Genomic DNA, 16661 nt, shown 5'->3' with positions numbered 1-16661 from the left:
GTTGGCAACCCACCACGTCGATGCGGTGGTCCTGGTCGGCGGCAAAGGCACGCGACTGCGGCCCCTGACGCTGTCCGCGCCCAAACCGATGCTGCCGACGGCCGGGCTGCCATTTCTCACCCATCTGTTGTCGCGGATCGCCGCCGCCGGCATCGAGCACGTGGTGCTGGGCACGTCGTACCGGGCCGAGGTGTTCGAGGCCGAGTTCGGCGACGGATCCAAGCTCGGCCTGCAGATCGAGTACGTGACCGAGGAGAACGCGCTGGGCACCGGCGGCGGCATCGCGAATGTCGCCCCCAAGCTCCGCCACGACACCGTCATGGTGTTCAACGGCGACGTGCTCTCCGGCGCCGATCTGGGCCAGTTGCTGGAGTTTCATCGCGGGCATCAGGCCGACGTGACGCTGCACCTGGTCCGGGTCGGTGATCCGCGCGCGTTCGGTTGCGTCCCCACCGACGACACGGACCGGGTCGTCGCCTTTCTGGAGAAGACACAGGACCCGCCGACCGACCAGATCAACGCCGGCTGTTACGTGTTCGGCCGCGACATCATCGACCGCATTCCGCGCGGGCGCGAGGTGTCGGTGGAACGCGAGGTATTTCCGTCGCTGCTGTCGGCGGACGACGTCAAGGTGTGCGGATACGTCGACGCCACCTACTGGCGCGACATGGGCACCCCGGAGGACTTCGTGCGCGGCTCGGCCGATCTGGTGCGCGGGATCGCGCCGTCGCCGGCCCTGCACGGGCAGCGCGGCGAGTCGTTGGTGCACGACGGCGCGGCGGTGGCGCCGGGCGCGCTGCTGATCGGCGGCACCGTCGTGGGCCGGGGCGCCGAGATCGGCGCGGGGGTGCGGCTGGACGGCGCGGTGATCTTCGACGGGGTCAAGGTCGAGGCGGGCAGTGTGATCGAGCGCTCGATCATCGGGTTCGGTGCCCGCATCGGGCCGCGGGCGCTGATCCGCGACGGCGTGATCGGCGACGGCTGCGACATCGGTGCGCGCTGCGAACTGCTGCGCGGGGCGCGGGTGTGGCCCGGGGTCTCGATTCCCGACGGTGGGATCCGCTACTCGTCGGACGTCTGAGCTTCCTCCGGGCGGCGGGCGCGATCCACCAGGTACGCCAACGCGTGATCGGTGCCTTCGGGCAGCGCGTCCGCCGGCCACCAGCGCAGGTCGTCGGACTCGTCGCTGATGGCGATCCGGGCCCCCGCCGGGGCGTGCGCCACGAACTGCAGGTCCAGGTGCCGGGTCGGCTTGCCCAGCGAGCAGGTCAGCGCGTGGACGTGCACGGCGACGAGTTCCGGGTCCAGCGCCAGGTCGGGGATGCCGGACTCCTCGACGGCCTCGCGCAGCGCGGCGGCCTGGATGTCGGCATCGACATCCTGCTCGCAGTGTCCGCCGAGTTGCACCCAGCGGCGCAGCCGGGGATGCAGGGTGAGCAGCACCCGCTCGCCGCTGTCGTCGAGCACCAGGGTCGAGGCGGTGATGTGCCCGGGTTCGCACTCCCGCAGGCACGCGTCCGGGCGGGCCAGCACGAACCCGAGCACGGCCTGGCGCAGCGCGTCCTGGGCGGGTTCGGGCGCCTGCCACCCGGCGAGCAGGTCGATCACCGAATCCCGCAAGCTCATCGGCGGATCAACAGATCCGCGACCGGCGCCGGCTCGCGCGGTTCCATCGCCTCGGCGGGGTAGCCGATTGCGACGGCCCCCAGCGGATCCCAATCACGGTGCAGGCCAAGCTCTTCGCACACCAGGTCGGCGGCGAAGATCGTCGACCCGATCCAGCAGCTGCCCAGGCCGCGGACCGCCAGCGCAACCAGCAGACCCTGGACGGCGGCGCCGACGGCGACGGTGAACATGGTGTGCTCGGCCTCGGTGCGCGCGGCGTCCGGGTAGCTGTGCGCGCCGTCGGGCACCAGAAAGGGTATGACGACTTCGGGCGCGTCATAGAGAATCTGGCCGCGCGAGACGCGGCGCTCCACCGCATCGGCGGGCTTGCCGTCACCGCTGAGATCGGTCCGCCACTTGTCTTTCATCCGGTCCAGCAGCCGATTTCGGGTGGCCTGGGTCTGCAGCCACACGAACCGCACCGGCCGGGTGTGGTGCGGGGCCGGGGCGGTCAGCGCCTCGGCGACCGCGGCCTCGACCAGCTCCGCCGGCACCGGTTCGCTGCTGAACTGCCGCACCGAGCGGCGCATCAGCTGGGCCTGGCGGTGACCCAGGTCGAGGGCCTCGGCGGTGCCGAGCCAGAACAGGTCTTCGGTGCCTGCGCGCACCAGGTGCCGCGCGGTCGTGCCGTTGTCGGCGGGTTCGAGCCCCCGGATCACCGCCACCGGCATCGCGGTCAGCTTGCCCTTCACCAGGTCGGCTGCCGCCGCGATCTCGTCGGCGACGGCGATCTCGGTGACCACCAGATCATTGCCGTGCTGATCGACGGCGCCCGAATAGTTGTGCAGCACAGCTATTCCCGCACTTCCCACCGCAGCGTCGATCTGGCCGTTACGCCACGCCCGGCCCATGGTGTCGGTGATCACAACGGCGACGGTGACCCCGAGCAGTTCACCCAGCCGCGCCCGCAGCGCGGCGGCACTGCCGTCCGGGTCCACCGGCAGCAGCGCCAATTCCGATGTCCCGACGTTGGATCCGTCCACCCCGGCCGCGGCCTGGATCAGGCCCAGCCGGTTCTCGGTGATCAGGGTGCGTCCCTTGCGGGCCAGCACCCGGACCGCCTCGTCGTCAATCAGCTTACGGCGCAGGGTATCTCGCTGCTCAGGATCCGGGGGAGCCGGCACCAGGCGGCCTTCACATTTGGACACCACCTTGCTGGTGACCACCACCACGTCACCGTCGCGCAGCCATGGCATGGCGGCGGCCAGCGCGGCGCCCAGGTCGTCACCGGGACGGAACTCGGGAAGTCCGGGAACGGGCAGGATCTCGATCCTCCCGGCGGTGCCGTGTTCGCCCGTCGGCGGCAGCGTGGGCTGCCCGGTCATACTGTCACGCCAGCCAGTTTCAGCCCGGCGCGCACCATCTCAGCCGTGGTCGCCGGGTCGTTCATCAGCAGCGGGATGGATCGCACCGCCACAGCGTCGATTTCGGCGCGATCACCCTCGTGGATCAGCCAGCAGTCCAGTATCCCGGTGGTGCCGCGCGCACCGTAGTGCCGCCCGACGGCCTCGGCGGTGGAGTCCACGCCGATCACCGATAGACAGGCATCGGCCATGCCGCGCAACGGTTTTCCACCGATGATCGGTGAGTACCCGACCACCGGGGCGGTCGCGGTGCGCAGGGCGGCGCGGATGCCGGGTACCGCCAGGACGGCTCCGACGCTCACCACCGGATTGGACGGTGCCAGCATGATTACGTCGGCTTCGGCGATGGCTGCCACCGCTTCTGTTGTGGCGCTAGCCTTTTCGGCTCCGACGAAGGCGAAACTGTGGGTGGGGACTTGGGCGCGGTAGCGAACCCACCACTCCTGGAAGTGGATCGCTTTGCGCGAACCGTCGGACGGATCGGTGATCACCACATGCGTTTCACAGCGGTCGTCGCTGGCCGGCAGCAACCGCGCGCCCGGCTGCCAACGATCGCACAGTGCGGCGGTGATCTGCGACAGCGGGTAACCGGCGTTGAGCATCTGAGTTCGAATCAGGTGGGTGGCCAGATCGCGATCGCCGAGCCCGAACCAATCGGGTTGCACCCCGTAGCGCGCCAGTTCCTCTTTGGCATGCCAGGTTTCGTCCCGATGACCCCAGCCGCGCTCCGGGTCCACCCCGCCGCCCAGGGTGTACATGCAGGTGTCCAAGTCCGGGCAGATGCGTACGCCGTGGATCCACGCGTCGTCGCCGATGTTGACGACGGCGGTCAGTTCATGACCGGTTTGGTCCGGCCGAGCAAACTGTCCCAGGCCGAGGAAGTGTTGTGCGCCGAGCAGGAAGCGGGCGCCGCCGACGCCGCCGACCAACACGGTGACCTTCACACCGCAGGACAGTACCCGTCGCGCGCGGACGGGTTGTTATCGGTAACCACTGTGGCACAAGGGACTTGTGATAATACTGTGTTCGACACGCCCGAGTGCCGAAACAACAGAAACGCCGAAATTCGGTTACGAGATGGTATGGAAATGCGCCGAAGTGCTTGACCAGGGTCACCGGCACGTGTCTAATCACATCAGTGTCATTTCCCGGTTGGCCGGCCGGTTCCGGTGTCGCAGACCGAGATTCGATCACTTGTTCGAATTGGGTATCTGTACATCAGAACAGTGGTAAACCATTCACTCTCTATCAGTGAGGAGGCGGAGTCATGTCCTATGAATACCTTCGGGGCGTAATGGGGGGCACACCGCACACCACGTCCGGCTCGGTCGTGACGTCTCTGCCGACACCGAAAGCACCCGTCCGTCCTCATCTCAGCGTGGTTCCGGATGCGCCCGCCGCATTCGAGCCCGAGCCACTGCCGGAAGTCCCCGCCGACCAATGGCAGGACAAAGCGCTGTGCGCCCAGACCGACCCCGAGGCCTTCTTCCCGGAGAAGGGTGGCTCCACCCGCGAGGCGAAGAAGATCTGCCTGGGGTGTGAGGTCCGCCATGAGTGCCTCGACTACGCGCTGGCCCACGACGAGCGGTTCGGCATCTGGGGTGGACTGTCCGAGCGCGAACGTCGCCGCCTCAAGCGCGGCGTCATCTAGTCCGCCGCACAAAGTTCAGTCGTCGATCGTCGGGTCGATGACCGACGGCTCCACGTCCAGGTAGATCGCCACCTGGGCCACCAGGATCTCGTGCAGCAGGTCACCGAGTTCGACGGTGTCTTTCGCCCGTCGCTCAATCGGCTTGCGGAACAATACAATTCGCGCCCGCGTCGCGTTGCCGCGCACGTCGACCCCGGCGGGTATCAGACGGGCCAGGGCGATCGGTCCGTCCGCGATCACCTCAGGTGGCCACTGCACGCTGGCGGGATCCTTGGCCGCGATGCGGGGGATCTCGTCGACGGCGACGTCGAGTTCGGCTACCCGCTCACCGACCCGTCGCTCAATGGGTTCGTAGGCCTCCAGCACCGCCATGTCGAACCGCTCGGCGCGGCTGCGCCAGCCCGGCACGGTGGGCGGCAGCAACGGGCCGCGCAGATCGCGGCCCCTGCGCCGGGATCGGTGCCCGAACGTCCCGGCCCACCTGCCCGCAGGCCGACCGCTGCGGCCGGAGCCGCGGGAATCGCTCACGCGCCGATGGTAACGGTTGTACATCGTGGCTAGAACCGATGCGCGTGTCCGGCGCTTGAGCGGCGTTTGCGCACGATAGCCTTTCGCTCGTGAACGTACCCCGTCGCTGCTGCCGGCCCGGGTGTCCGCACTATGCAGTGGCAACGCTGACGTTCGTTTACTCGGACTCCACGGCGGTGGTCGGACCACTCGCTACCGCGCGGGAACCCCACTCCTGGGATCTGTGTGTCGGTCATGCCGGCCGCATCACCGCCCCGCGTGGCTGGGAGCTGGTGCGCCACGCCGGACCGCTCAACGCCGAGCCGACCAATCCCGACGAGGACGACCTGGTGGCGCTGGCCGATGCGGTGCGCGAGGGCGGGGTGCGTGCGAGTGCGGTCGTGAACGGCTTCACCGCGCGGGTCGACGGATACGACGGGTACGACGACATCCCACGCGCCGCTGGGGTAGGGGATCCGGTGCATTCGGCGGGAGCTCACGCCACCGGTGTGCTGGCGCCACCCGAACATCGGTCCGGACGCCGGCGCGGACACCTGCGGGTCCTGCCCGATCCTGCCGACTGAGCGCGCCGAACCGTCGATCGCCAACCGGACCGTTCCGGTCCGCAGTGCCGGCGGGCCGATAGGCTGACGGCGAAGAGTTCACGTCGTCAGGAGCACCCCACATGTCTTGGCCCGCCGCGGCTGTCCACCGTGTGATCAAGGCCTACGACGTCCGTGGGCTGGTCGGTGCGGAAATCAGCGAGCCCTTCGTCGCCGACGTCGGTGCCGCCTTCGCCCGGTTGATGCGCAGCGAGGGCGCCGGCCGGGTGGTGATCGGTCACGACATGCGCGACAGCTCCCCGTCGCTGGCGGCGGCGTTCGCCGACGGCGTCACCGGTCAGGGCCTGGACGTGGTGCGCATCGGTCTGGCCTCCACCGATCAGTTGTACTTCGGCTCGGGTCTGCTGGACTGCCCCGGTGCCATGTTCACCGCCAGCCACAACCCGGCGGCCTACAACGGCATCAAGCTGTGCCGCGCGGGTGCCAAACCGGTCGGTAAGGACACCGGTCTGACCGTCATCAGCGAGGACCTGATCGCCGGCGCGGCGGCCGGCTACGACGGCCCGGCCGGATCGGTGACCGACCAGGATGTGCTGGCCGACTACGGCGTGTTCCTGCGCTCGTTGGTGAACACCGCCGACCTGCGCCCGCTGCGGGTGGCCGTGGACGCCGGCAACGGCATGGCCGGCCATACCGCCCCGGCGGTGCTCGGTGCCATCGACTCGATCACGTTGTTGCCCTTGTACTTTGAGCTCGACGGCACCTTCCCCAACCACGAGGCCAACCCGCTGGACCCAGCGAACCTGGTGGACCTGCAGCACTTCGTGCGCGAAACCAACGCCGACATCGGCCTGGCGTTCGACGGCGATGCCGACCGTTGCTTCGTGGTCGACGAGCGTGGCCGGCCGGTCTCGCCCTCGACGGTCACCAGCCTGGTCGCCGCGCGCGAGCTGACCCGCGAGATCGGCGCCACCGTCATCCACAACGTGATCACCTCGCGCGCGGTGCCCGAGCTGGTGGCCGAGCGCGGCGGCACGCCGCTGCGCTCGCGCGTCGGGCACTCCTACATCAAGGCGCTGATGGCCGAGACCGGCGCGATCTTCGGTGGGGAACACTCGGCGCACTACTACTTCCGGGACTTCTGGGGCGCCGACTCCGGAATGCTGGCCGCGTTGTACGTGCTCGCGGCGCTCGGTGAGCAGCAGGACCGGCCGCTTTCCGAGCTGACCGCCGACTACCAGCGCTACGAGTCCTCCGGCGAGATCAACTTCACCGTCGCCGACGCGGCGGCGTGCGTGGATGCCGTGTTGAAGGCGTTCGGTGGCCGGATCCACTCCATCGACCACCTGGACGGGGTGACCGCGGACCTGGGCGACGGCCGCTGGTTCAACTTGCGCAGCTCCAACACCGAGCCGCTCTTGCGGCTCAATGTCGAGGGGCGCAGCATCGAGGATGTGGACGCGGTGGTCGCACAGATCAGCGAGCAAATCGCGGCCCGGGCCGACCCACCCCAGGCGGGACCGTGAGCACCGTCGGAGCTGTCGATCTCGAGGACGCCGAGGGTCTGCTGGCCGCCGACCGGGACGGCCTGCTGCGGGCGGCGTCGATGGCCGGCGCCCAGGTGCGCACCGTGGCTGCCGCGCTGGAGGAGGGCGAGCTCGAGTCCCTCGGCGGCAACGACCGGCCGCGCAGCGTGATCTGGGTGGCCGGGCGCGGCCCCGCGGAAACGGCCGGGGCTCTGCTGATCTCGACGCTGGCCACCGACGCTGCGGCGCCGATCGTGCTGGCCACCGAGGCTCCGTCCTGGATCGGTCCGCTGGATGTGCTGGTGGTGGCCGGCGACGATCCCGGGGACCCCGTGCTGGTCGGCGCGGCCGCCACCGGGGTGCGCCGCGGAGCGCGGGTGGTCGTGGCGGCGCCGTTCGAAGGTCCGCTGCGTGACTCCACCGCGGGCCGGGTCGCGGTGCTGGCGCCCCGGTTGTGGGCGCCCGACGAGTTCGGGCTGTGCCGGTATCTGGCGGTCGGTCTGGCGGTACTGCAGACCGTGGACTCCCGGCTGCCTCTTGATCTGGGGGCGCTGGCCGACGAACTGGACGCCGAGGTGCTGCGCAACAGCGCCGCACGCGAGTTGTTCACCAATCCGGCCAAGATGCTGGCGGCGCGGCTGACCGGGTGCCAGGTGGCGCTGGCCGGGGACAGCGCCGCAACGCTGACGCTGGCCCGGCACGGCAGTTCGATGGTGCTGCGCAATGCGCAGCAGGCGGTCGCCGCCACCGGCCTGGCGGACGCGGTGGCTGCGCTGCGCGGTGGGCCCGGCGGCCACCCCGCGCCGGAACACGACCTGTTCCACGACGAGCAGATCGACGGGCCGCTGCCCCAGCGGTTGCGGGTGCTGGCGCTGACGCTGGCCGCTGAGCGCACGGTGGTCGCCGCCCGGGTGGCCGGGCTGGACGACGTCTACCTGATCGGTGCCCAGGACGTGCCGGAAGCGCCGGCGCCCACCGCTGCTCAGCGCGTCGAGCAGCAACTGGCGGTGCTGGCCGTTCGGCTCGAGATGGCGGCGGTTTACCTGCGATTGGCACGGGGATAGATACAGGGTGGAACTGCTACGCGGAGCCATGCGCACCTACGCCTGGGGGTCGCGCACCGCACTCGCCGAATTCACCGGGCGGCCGGTGCCGGCCGCCCATCCCGAGGCCGAACTCTGGTTCGGCGCTCACCCGGGCGACCCGGCCTTTCTGCACACGCCGCACGGCGAGACCTCGTTGTTGACGGCACTGAGCGCCGACCCCGAGGGCCAGCTGGGCGCGGCGTCGCGGGCACGGTTCGGCGACGTGCTCCCGTTTCTGGTCAAAGTGCTGGCCGCCGACGAGCCGCTGTCGCTACAGGCCCATCCCAGTACCGCGCAGGCGGTCGAGGGGTATCGGCGCGAGGAGCGGCTCGGCATTCCGGTGAACTCGCCGGTGCGCAACTACCGCGACATCAGTCACAAACCCGAACTGCTGGTGGCGTTGCAGCCGTTCGAGGCGCTGGCCGGGTTCCGGCAAGTGGCCCGCACCAGCGACCTGCTGCGGGCGCTGGCCGTCTCCGACCTGGACCCGTTCATCGACCTGCTCGGCGAGGGGTCCGACGACGAATCCGATGCAGCCGGCCTGCGGGCGTTGTTCACCACCTGGATCACCGCCCCCCAGCCCGACCTCGACGTGCTGGTGCCCGCCGTACTCGACGGGGCCATCCAGTATCTGAGCTGCGGGGCCACCGAGTTCGCCGGCGAAGCGCGCACGGTGCTGGAACTGGGGGAGCGCTATCCCGGTGACGCCGGCGTGCTGGCGGCGTTGCTGCTCAACCGCATCAGCCTGGCCCCCGGCGAGGCGATCTTCGTGCCCGCCGGCAACCTGCACACCTATCTGCGCGGATTCGCGCTGGAGGTGATGGCCAACTCCGACAACGTGTTACGCGGCGGCCTGACCCCCAAGCACGTCGATGTGGCGGAACTGCTGCGGGTGCTGGATTTCACCCCGTCCGCCGAGTCGCAACTGCGTCCGCCGATCCGCCGCGACGGCCTGGCCCTGGTGTACGAGACCCCGGCCGACGAGTTCGCGGTCGCGCTGCTCGTCCTCGACGGTGAGCAGCTGGGCCACGAGGTCGACGCGCCGTCCCGCCATGACGGACCGCAGATCCTGTTGTGCGCCGAGGGGGAGCTGACGGTGCACGGCAAGACCGGGTCGCTGACGCTGGAGCGCGGAGCGGCGGCCTGGGTGGGCGCCGACGACGGTCCGATCCGGCTGTGCGCGCGCCAACCGGCCAAGGTGTTCCGGGCTACGGTCGGCTTGTAACCGCCCGCCGGGCCAACCGGCGCTCGCGTTTCTCGCCTACCCACAAGCGCATGTTGTGCGCGATGGTGCGGCCCAGGATGGACGGTGTCGGCACCATATACAAGCTGTCGAGCAGCGAGAAGCGGCGCAGAAACCATTCGCCGAGCACGGGATTGGTCTCGGCGGCGCCCAGGAACTGATCGAACAGCCCGCCCGCCGCGCGGTACCAGCGCGGTTCCGGGTCGGCGACGGCGTGGTGAAAAGTCACGTCGCCGATCGCGTTCATCATCCACACCGGGAAGGTGGTTTTGGCGGTCAGCCGACTCAGCTCGGTGGCCAGGTCCACGTCGGGGGTCTGCAGGGCTTGGCGCAGATTGCGGGCCTGCAACGAGGTCATGGTCATGCCCTGGCCGAAGGTGGGGTTGAAGCTGGCCACCGCGTCGCCGAACGGGATGATTCCGCCCGGGAAGCGCTCCACCTTGTGGTAGCGGCGCCAGCGGCTCACCGGGAAGGCGTGATAGGAGGGGTCGCCGACGGGTTCGGACTGCGCCAGCGCGGCGTTGAAATGGTCCGGCAGCATTTCTTTTGCCAGGCCCAGCATGTCCGGGAAGGTCCGCGGCGGTTTGGTGTGGCCCACCCCGAACGTCGTCAGCACCCAGGTGCGGTCCTCGTAATACAGCATCCCCAGCCCGAGCGGCTGGTCGTGGGAGGCCCCGGCGACCACCACCTTTTCCTGGATCAACCCCTCAGGCATCCGGAACCGGTGGGTCGCGTAGTTGATGCCGATGTCCACCGTCGTCTCCGGTGCGCGCTGGTAACCCCACTGCGTCAGCCAGACCGGCAGCCGGGTGCCGCGCCCGGCAGCATCCACGACCAGGTCGGCCGGCACGAACTCGGGATCCTGACCCGGGGTTTCGGGGTCCAGCAGCACGCCGGTCACCCGCTGTGTGGCAGGTTCGAACCGCGGTTCGGCGACGGGACGCTGCACGATCTCGACGTTGGCCAGCTCGAGCACCCGGCGTCGGAGCTGCCATTCCAGGTGCGGGCGGCTCGGCACGTAGGCGGTGAACTCGTCGCGCAGCGTGTGCCCGGTGCCCAGGACGTGTCCGGCCGCCCCCAGGTGGATACAGTCGGGCCGGTTCTCCAGCATCGGCACGCCCGCGGCGACCATGTCGTCGAGCAGGCCCGGAAACAGGCTCTCGAACTCTTTGGCCCCGCGGGCCATCAGCATGTGCAGGTGCCGGTCCTGCGGGACGGCGGCCCGGCTGGCCGGTTCGCCGGGCAGCTCGTCCCGCTCGAACACCGTCACCTGCGTATAGAAGTCCGACAGCACCTTCGCCGCGGACAATCCGGCGATGCTGGCACCGATGACTATTGCGTGATTCTTGTTCTCCGCGCTCCCCACCATCTGGGCAGAGTACCCAGTACTGTCCGGTCCATAAGTGATTGAAGGGGCGTGCTCGGATGGCAGATCGCTGGCGCAGGAAAACGGTCGAGCAGTCGATCGCCGACACCGACGAGCCGAGCACCCGGCTGCGTAAGGACCTCACCTGGTGGGATCTCGTCGTCTTCGGTGTCTCGGTGGTGATCGGGGCCGGCATCTTCACCGTCACCGCGTCGACCACCGGTGACATCACCGGCCCCGCCATCTGGATCTCGTTTCTGATCGCGGCGGGTACCTGTGCCCTGGCGGCGCTGTGCTATGCCGAATTCGCCTCCACGCTGCCGGTGGCCGGCAGCGCCTACACCTTCTCCTACGCCACCTTCGGCGAGGTGCTGGCCTGGGTGATCGGCTGGAATCTGGTGCTGGAACTGGCCATCGGCGCGGCGGTGGTGGCCAAGGGGTGGTCGAGCTACCTGGGCACGGTCTTCGGGTTCGCCGGCGCGGTCCAGCACTTTGCGTGGTTCACCTTCGACTGGGGCGCGCTGCTGATCGTCACGCTGGTGGCGGTCCTGCTGGCGCTGGGCACCAAGTTGTCGTCCCGTTTCTCCGCCGTGGTGACCACCATCAAGGTGGCGGTGGTGCTCCTGGTGGTCGTCGTCGGGGCGTTCTACATCAAGGGCGCCAACTACCGGCCGTTCGTGCCCGAACCCGAGGTCCAACACGGCGGCAACGGACTGGACCAGTCGGTGCTGTCGCTGATCACCGGGGCGGGCGGCAGCCACTACGGCTGGTATGGCGTGCTGGCGGGTGCTTCGATCGTGTTCTTCGCGTTCGTCGGCTTCGACATCGTCGCCACCATGGCCGAGGAGACCAAAGACCCGCAGCGCAACGTGCCGCGCGGCATTCTGGCGTCGCTGGGCATCGTCACCGTCCTCTACGTAGCGGTCTCGGTGGTGTTGTCCGGGATGATCTCCTACACCCAGCTCAAGACCGTCGATCACCACTCGGCCAATCTGGCCACGGCGTTCCAGGCCAACGGCGTGCACTGGGCCAGCGGCATCATTTCGGTCGGTGCGCTGGCCGGCCTGACCACGGTGGTGATGGTGCTGATGCTGGGTCAGTGCCGGGTGCTGTTCGCGATGGCCCGCGACGGTCTGCTGCCGCGCGGCCTGGCCAAGACCAGCGCCCGGGGCACCCCGGTCCGCATCACCGTGCTGGTGGCGGTCGTGATCGCGGCCACGGCTGCGGTGTTTCCGATCGACAAGCTCGAGGAGATGGTCAACGTCGGCACGCTGTTCGCGTTCGTGCTGGTCTCGGCCGGTGTCATCGTCCTGCGCCGCACCCGCCCGGACCTGCAGCGCGGGTTCAAGGCGCCGTGGGTGCCGTTGCTGCCGATCGCCTCGGTGTGCGCGTGTCTGTGGCTGATGCTCAACCTCACCGCCCTGACCTGGGTGCGCTTCGGGGTGTGGCTGGTGATCGGGGTGGTCATCTACGTCGGATACGGACGGCGGCATTCGCTGCAGCGGGGTCGTGCGGCGCAGGTGGAGGTCAGCACGCCGTAGACAAATGGGATGTCTTTGAGCATTTGATTTACAAAAACGGCCTCTTTGTCTAGACAAGAGACGCAAACTGCCGTAATGTCCAATCTCATCGTGGTGTGACACACAAGGAGGTTTGGCATATGACCACCCAGATCGACGCCCAGGCGACGGGAGCTCCGGCAACGGAGTGGCGCGACAAGAAGCGCTACCTGTGGCTGATGGGACTCATCCCCCCGACGGCGCTGTTCGTGATGCTGCCGATCAGCTGGGGGCTCAACCGGCTGGACTGGCACTTCGCGGCGCAGGTGCCGCTGTGGATTGGCCCGATCCTGCTCTACATCCTGCTGCCGCTGCTGGACCTGCGGTTCGGCCCCGACGGCCAGAACCCGCCCGACGAGGTGATGGAGCGGTTGGAGAACGACAAGTACTACCGGTACTGCACCTACATCTACATCCCGTTCCAGTACCTGAGCGTGGTGCTGGGCGCCTACCTGTTCACCGCGTCGAACCTGCACTGGCTCGGCTTCGAAGGCGGCCTGGGCTGGTTCGGCAAGATCGGCGTGGCGCTGTCGGTGGGTGTCCTCGGCGGCGTCGGGATCAACACCGCCCACGAAATGGGCCACAAGAAGGACTCCCTGGAGCGCTGGCTGTCCAAGATCACCCTGGCCCAGACCTGGTACGGCCACTTCTACATCGAGCACAACCGCGGCCACCACGTGCGGGTCTCCACTCCGGAGGACCCGGCGTCATCCCGCTTCGGCGAGACGTTCTGGGAGTTCCTGCCGCGCAGCGTCATCGGCAGCGCCCGCTCCTCGGTGCACCTCGAAGCGCAGCGGATTCGCCGGCTCGGCAAGAGCCCGTGGGACCCCCGCACCTACCTGTCCAACGATGTCCTGAACGCCTGGGCCATGTCGGTGCTGCTGTGGGGCGTGCTGATCGCGGTCTTCGGGGTGAGCCTGATCCCGTTCATGATCATCCAGGCGGTGTTCGGCTTCGGCCTGCTCGAAGCCGTCAACTACCTCGAGCACTACGGGCTGCTGCGGGAGAAGAAGGAGAACGGCCGCTACGAGCGGTGCGCCCCGGTGCACAGCTGGAACTCCGACCACATCGTCACCAACCTGTTCCTCTACCACCTGCAGCGGCACAGCGACCACCACGCCAACCCGACCCGGCGCTACCAGACGCTGCGCAGCATGGCCGGCTCGCCCAACCTGCCCAGCGGGTACGCCTCGATGATCACGCTGACCTACTTCCCGCCGCTGTGGCGCAAGGTGATGGACCACCGGGTGCTCGAGCACTACGACGGCGACATCACCAAGGTCAACCTGCACCCGCGGCTGCGGGCGAAGCTGCTGGCCAGGTACGGGGCCGCCCACGAGGTGGCCGCATGACCGCCACCTACCAGTGTCCGGTGTGCGATTACCGCTACAACGAGACCAAAGGCGATGCCCGCGAAGGCTTTCCGGCCGGCACGCCCTGGGAGCAGATTCCCGAGGACTGGACCTGCCCGGACTGCGCCGTCCGCGAAAAGCCCGACTTCATCGAGATAGGAGGAAAGTGACATGAACGACTACAAGCTCTACCAGTGCGTCCAGTGCGGTTTCGAGTACGACGAGGAGCTGGGCTGGCCGGAGGACGGCATCGAGCCGGGCACCCGCTGGGCGGACATCCCCGAAGACTGGAGTTGCCCGGACTGCGGTGCAGCCAAAGCCGACTTCGTGATGGTGGAGGTGGCCCGGTCATGATCGGCACCAATGTCGCGACGAATACGGCTATTGTCGCGCCTGTGAAGCGGATTCCCTACGCCGAGGCATCTCGCGCCCTGCTGCGGGAGTCGGTGCTGGACGCGATGCGGGACCTGCTGCTGACCCGCGACTGGTCGGCCATCACGCTCTCGGACGTGGCCCGGGCCGCCGGCATCAGCCGGCAGACCATCTACAACGAGTTCGGCTCCCGCCAGGGCCTGGCACAGGGGTACGCCCTGCGTCTGGCCGACCGGCTGGTCGACACCGTCCGAGCTGCCCTGGACGCCAACGTCGGCAACATCTACGAGTCGTTCCTGCAGGGTTTCCGGGCCTTCTTCACCGAGTCGGCCGCCGACCCGCTGGTGATCTCGCTGCTGACCGGCGTGGCCAAGCCGGACCTGCTACAGCTCATCACCACCGACAGCGCGCCCATCATCACCCGGGCCTCGGCCCGGTTGTCGACGGCGTTCACCCAGACCTGGTTGGCCACCAGCGACGACGACGCGCAGGTGCTCTCCCGCGCCATCGTGCGGCTGTGCCTGAGCTACGTGTCGATGCCACCGGAGTCCGACCACGACGTCGCAGCGGACCTGGCCCGGCTGTTGACGCCGTTCGGCGAGCGTCACGGGGTGAGTGCCGTTTCCTGAGGGCTCCCGCCGGGCGGCTACAGTGACTGAGGACCATACCTCGGGCGCAGTAGCCGCCCGGTTTATTCCATCAGTCCCCGTAAGCCCTGAGTAAGGATGAAACACGACCATGACCACGACCGAAAATTCGCTGACCCCCGACGTCCTCAACGGCATCGATTTCAAGGTTGCCGACCTGTCGCTGGCGGATTTCGGCCGTAAAGAACTGCGCATCGCCGAGCACGAGATGCCCGGGCTGATGTCGCTGCGCCGCGAGTACGCCGATGTCCAGCCGCTGAAGGGGGCCCGGATCTCGGGATCGCTGCACATGACCGTGCAGACCGCGGTGCTGATCGAGACGCTGACCTCGCTGGGTGCCGAAGTCCGGTGGGCCTCCTGCAACATCTTCTCCACCCAGGACCACGCGGCCGCGGCCGTCGTCGTCGGCCCGCACGGCACCCCGGAGGAGCCCAAGGGTGTCCCGGTCTTCGCGTGGAAGGGCGAGACGCTCGAGGAGTACTGGTGGGCCGCCGAGCAGATGCTCACCTGGCCGGACGAGGACAAGCCGGCGAACATGATCCTGGACGACGGCGGCGACGCCACCATGATGGTGCTGCGCGGAATGCAGTACGAGAAGGCCGGCGTGGTGCCGCCCGCCGAAGAGGACGACTCCGCGGAGTGGAAGGTCTTCCTCAACGTCCTGCGCAACCGGTTCGAGACCGACAAGGGTAAGTGGACCAAGATCGCCGAGTCGGTCAAGGGCGTCACCGAGGAGACCACCACCGGGGTGCTGCGCCTCTACCAGTTCGCCGCCGCCGGCGACCTGGCCTTCCCGGCCATCAACGTCAACGACTCGGTGACCAAGTCCAAGTTCGACAACAAGTACGGCACCCGGCACTCGCTGCTGGACGGCATCAACCGTGGCACCGACGCGCTGATCGGCGGCAAGAACGTGCTGATCTGCGGCTTCGGCGACGTCGGCAAGGGCTGCGCGGAGGCCGCCAAGGGCCAGGGCGCGCGCGTCTCGGTCACTGAGATCGACCCGATCAACGCCCTGCAGGCGCTGATGGAGGGCTACGACGTGGTGACCGTCGAGGACGCGATCGGCAACGCCGACATCGTGATCACCTCGACCGGCAACAAAGACATCATCATGCTCGAGCACATCAAGGCCATGAAGGACCATTCCATCCTGGGCAACATCGGTCACTTCGACAACGAGATCGACATGGCCGGTCTGGAGCGCTCCGGGGCCACCAAGACCAACATCAAGCCGCAGGTCGACCTGTGGACCTTCGGCGACACCGGTCGTTCGGTCATCGTGCTGTCCGAGGGCCGACTGCTGAACCTGGGCAACGCGACCGGGCACCCGTCGTTCGTGATGAGTAACAGCTTCGCCAACCAGACGATCGCGCAGATCGAGCTGTGGACCAAGAATGACGAGTACGACAACGAGGTGTACCGGCTGCCCAAGCACCTTGACGAGAAGGTGGCCCGCATCCACGTCGAGGCGCTCGGCGGCAAGCTCACCAAGCTGACCAAGGAGCAGGCCGAATACCTCGGCGTGGACGTCGAGGGCCCCTACAAGCCGGACCACTACCGCTACTGAGCGGCGGCGAGCCCGGCGTTGCCCCCGTCTGCCCGCCGAGCGTCACGCCAGTGTGGCTGTGGACGTCGAGCGTCACGCCAGCGTGACGCGCAGGCGTTAAGCTCGCGCGCCGGCCCCCGTCTGCCCGCCGAGCGTCACGCCAGTGTGGCTGTGGACGTCGAGCGTCACGCCAGCGTGACGCGCAGGCGTTA

Annotated in this window: 17 protein-coding genes; 12 read left to right on the top strand and 5 right to left on the bottom strand. The window is 68.5% G+C overall.

The window, feature by feature from the left end:
- The first annotated feature begins 1 nt into the window (after position 1).
- Positions 2-1081, top strand: coding sequence for a mannose-1-phosphate guanylyltransferase (gene manB / locus ACZYZ9_RS21465; RefSeq protein ID WP_463828284.1), 1080 nt, complete (start codon positions 2-4; stop codon positions 1079-1081).
- Here manB and ACZYZ9_RS21460 read toward each other — a convergent pair.
- Genes ACZYZ9_RS21460 through cofD form a run of 3 tightly spaced genes read right to left on the bottom strand, consistent with a single transcriptional unit; the run spans position 1063 to position 3973 of the window.
- Positions 1063-1626 carry an NUDIX hydrolase gene (locus tag ACZYZ9_RS21460; RefSeq protein ID WP_463828283.1) on the bottom strand — a complete coding sequence of 188 codons (564 nt, stop codon included), beginning with the start codon at positions 1624-1626 and terminating at the stop codon, positions 1063-1065. The two genes, manB and ACZYZ9_RS21460, sit on opposite strands and share 19 nt — an antisense overlap.
- On the bottom strand, positions 1623-2990 hold the full coding sequence (locus tag ACZYZ9_RS21455) for a coenzyme F420-0:L-glutamate ligase (protein WP_463828282.1): 1368 nt from the start codon (positions 2988-2990) through the stop codon (positions 1623-1625). The genes ACZYZ9_RS21460 and ACZYZ9_RS21455 overlap by 4 nt, the downstream gene beginning before the upstream one ends.
- The gene (gene cofD / locus ACZYZ9_RS21450) at positions 2987-3973 is read right to left on the bottom strand and encodes a 2-phospho-L-lactate transferase (RefSeq protein WP_463828281.1); all 987 of its coding nucleotides are present in this window, start codon (positions 3971-3973) and stop codon (positions 2987-2989) included. Before cofD ends, ACZYZ9_RS21455 begins: the two co-directional genes overlap by 4 nt.
- Before the next feature lie 350 nt (positions 3974-4323).
- Here cofD and ACZYZ9_RS21445 point away from each other — a divergent pair, with 350 nt between their 5' ends.
- Positions 4324-4680, top strand: coding sequence for a WhiB family transcriptional regulator (locus ACZYZ9_RS21445; protein ID WP_463828356.1), 357 nt, complete (start codon positions 4324-4326; stop codon positions 4678-4680).
- Between the two features lie 15 nt (positions 4681-4695).
- Here the strand turns inward: ACZYZ9_RS21445 and ACZYZ9_RS21440 are convergent, their stop codons facing one another.
- The gene (locus tag ACZYZ9_RS21440) at positions 4696-5115 is read right to left on the bottom strand and encodes a metallopeptidase family protein (RefSeq protein ID WP_463828355.1); all 420 of its coding nucleotides are present in this window, start codon (positions 5113-5115) and stop codon (positions 4696-4698) included.
- Positions 5116-5297: 182 nt separating this feature from the next.
- Here ACZYZ9_RS21440 and ACZYZ9_RS21435 point away from each other — a divergent pair, with 182 nt between their 5' ends.
- From ACZYZ9_RS21435 to manA, 4 genes are all read left to right on the top strand, one after another.
- Positions 5298-5771, top strand: coding sequence for a DUF3499 domain-containing protein (locus ACZYZ9_RS21435; protein WP_463828280.1), 474 nt, complete (start codon positions 5298-5300; stop codon positions 5769-5771).
- Between the two features lie 101 nt (positions 5772-5872).
- On the top strand, positions 5873-7276 hold the full coding sequence (locus ACZYZ9_RS21430; RefSeq protein ID WP_463828279.1) for a phosphomannomutase/phosphoglucomutase: 1404 nt from the start codon (positions 5873-5875) through the stop codon (positions 7274-7276).
- A complete protein-coding gene (locus ACZYZ9_RS21425; RefSeq protein WP_463828278.1) occupies positions 7273-8340 on the top strand; it encodes a TobH protein in 1068 nt (355 codons plus the stop codon). The genes ACZYZ9_RS21430 and ACZYZ9_RS21425 overlap by 4 nt, the downstream gene beginning before the upstream one ends.
- Before the next feature lie 7 nt (positions 8341-8347).
- On the top strand, positions 8348-9586 hold the full coding sequence (gene manA / locus ACZYZ9_RS21420) for a mannose-6-phosphate isomerase, class I (RefSeq protein WP_463828277.1): 1239 nt from the start codon (positions 8348-8350) through the stop codon (positions 9584-9586).
- Here manA and ACZYZ9_RS21415 read toward each other — a convergent pair.
- Positions 9570-10940 (bottom strand): FAD-dependent oxidoreductase, encoded by a 1371-nt coding sequence (locus tag ACZYZ9_RS21415; protein WP_463828354.1) that lies wholly within the window; start codon positions 10938-10940, stop codon positions 9570-9572. The two genes, manA and ACZYZ9_RS21415, sit on opposite strands and share 17 nt — an antisense overlap.
- A gap of 89 nt (positions 10941-11029) precedes the next feature.
- On the opposite strand from ACZYZ9_RS21415, the gene ACZYZ9_RS21410 reads away from it, so the two are divergent.
- The 6 genes from ACZYZ9_RS21410 to ahcY all read left to right on the top strand — a co-directional run bounded on the left by ACZYZ9_RS21410 (position 11030) and on the right by ahcY (position 16470).
- Complete coding sequence (locus ACZYZ9_RS21410; protein ID WP_463828276.1) at positions 11030-12511, top strand: amino acid permease; 1482 nt, start codon at positions 11030-11032, stop codon at positions 12509-12511.
- A gap of 119 nt (positions 12512-12630) precedes the next feature.
- Positions 12631-13881: an alkane 1-monooxygenase gene (locus tag ACZYZ9_RS21405; protein ID WP_463828275.1), complete on the top strand. Its 1251-nt coding sequence runs from the start codon at positions 12631-12633 to the stop codon at positions 13879-13881.
- Positions 13878-14051, top strand: a complete 174-nt coding sequence (locus ACZYZ9_RS21400) for a rubredoxin (RefSeq protein ID WP_463828274.1) — start codon at positions 13878-13880, stop codon at positions 14049-14051. The genes ACZYZ9_RS21405 and ACZYZ9_RS21400 overlap by 4 nt, the downstream gene beginning before the upstream one ends.
- 1 nt (position 14052) lies before the next feature.
- The gene (locus ACZYZ9_RS21395; protein ID WP_463828273.1) at positions 14053-14235 is read left to right on the top strand and encodes a rubredoxin; all 183 of its coding nucleotides are present in this window, start codon (positions 14053-14055) and stop codon (positions 14233-14235) included.
- Positions 14232-14882 carry a TetR family transcriptional regulator AlkX gene (gene alkX, locus ACZYZ9_RS21390; RefSeq protein ID WP_463828272.1) on the top strand — a complete coding sequence of 217 codons (651 nt, stop codon included), beginning with the start codon at positions 14232-14234 and terminating at the stop codon, positions 14880-14882. Before ACZYZ9_RS21395 ends, alkX begins: the two co-directional genes overlap by 4 nt.
- Before the next feature lie 109 nt (positions 14883-14991).
- Positions 14992-16470 (top strand): adenosylhomocysteinase, encoded by a 1479-nt coding sequence (ahcY, locus tag ACZYZ9_RS21385; RefSeq protein ID WP_463828271.1) that lies wholly within the window; start codon positions 14992-14994, stop codon positions 16468-16470.
- Positions 16471-16661 lie beyond the last annotated feature (191 nt).

It is taken from the genome of Mycobacterium sp. IDUB_28, assembly GCF_055419285.1.
Note: the sequence above shows the minus strand (reverse complement) of the source record. Positions and strands in the feature narration are given on the sequence as shown.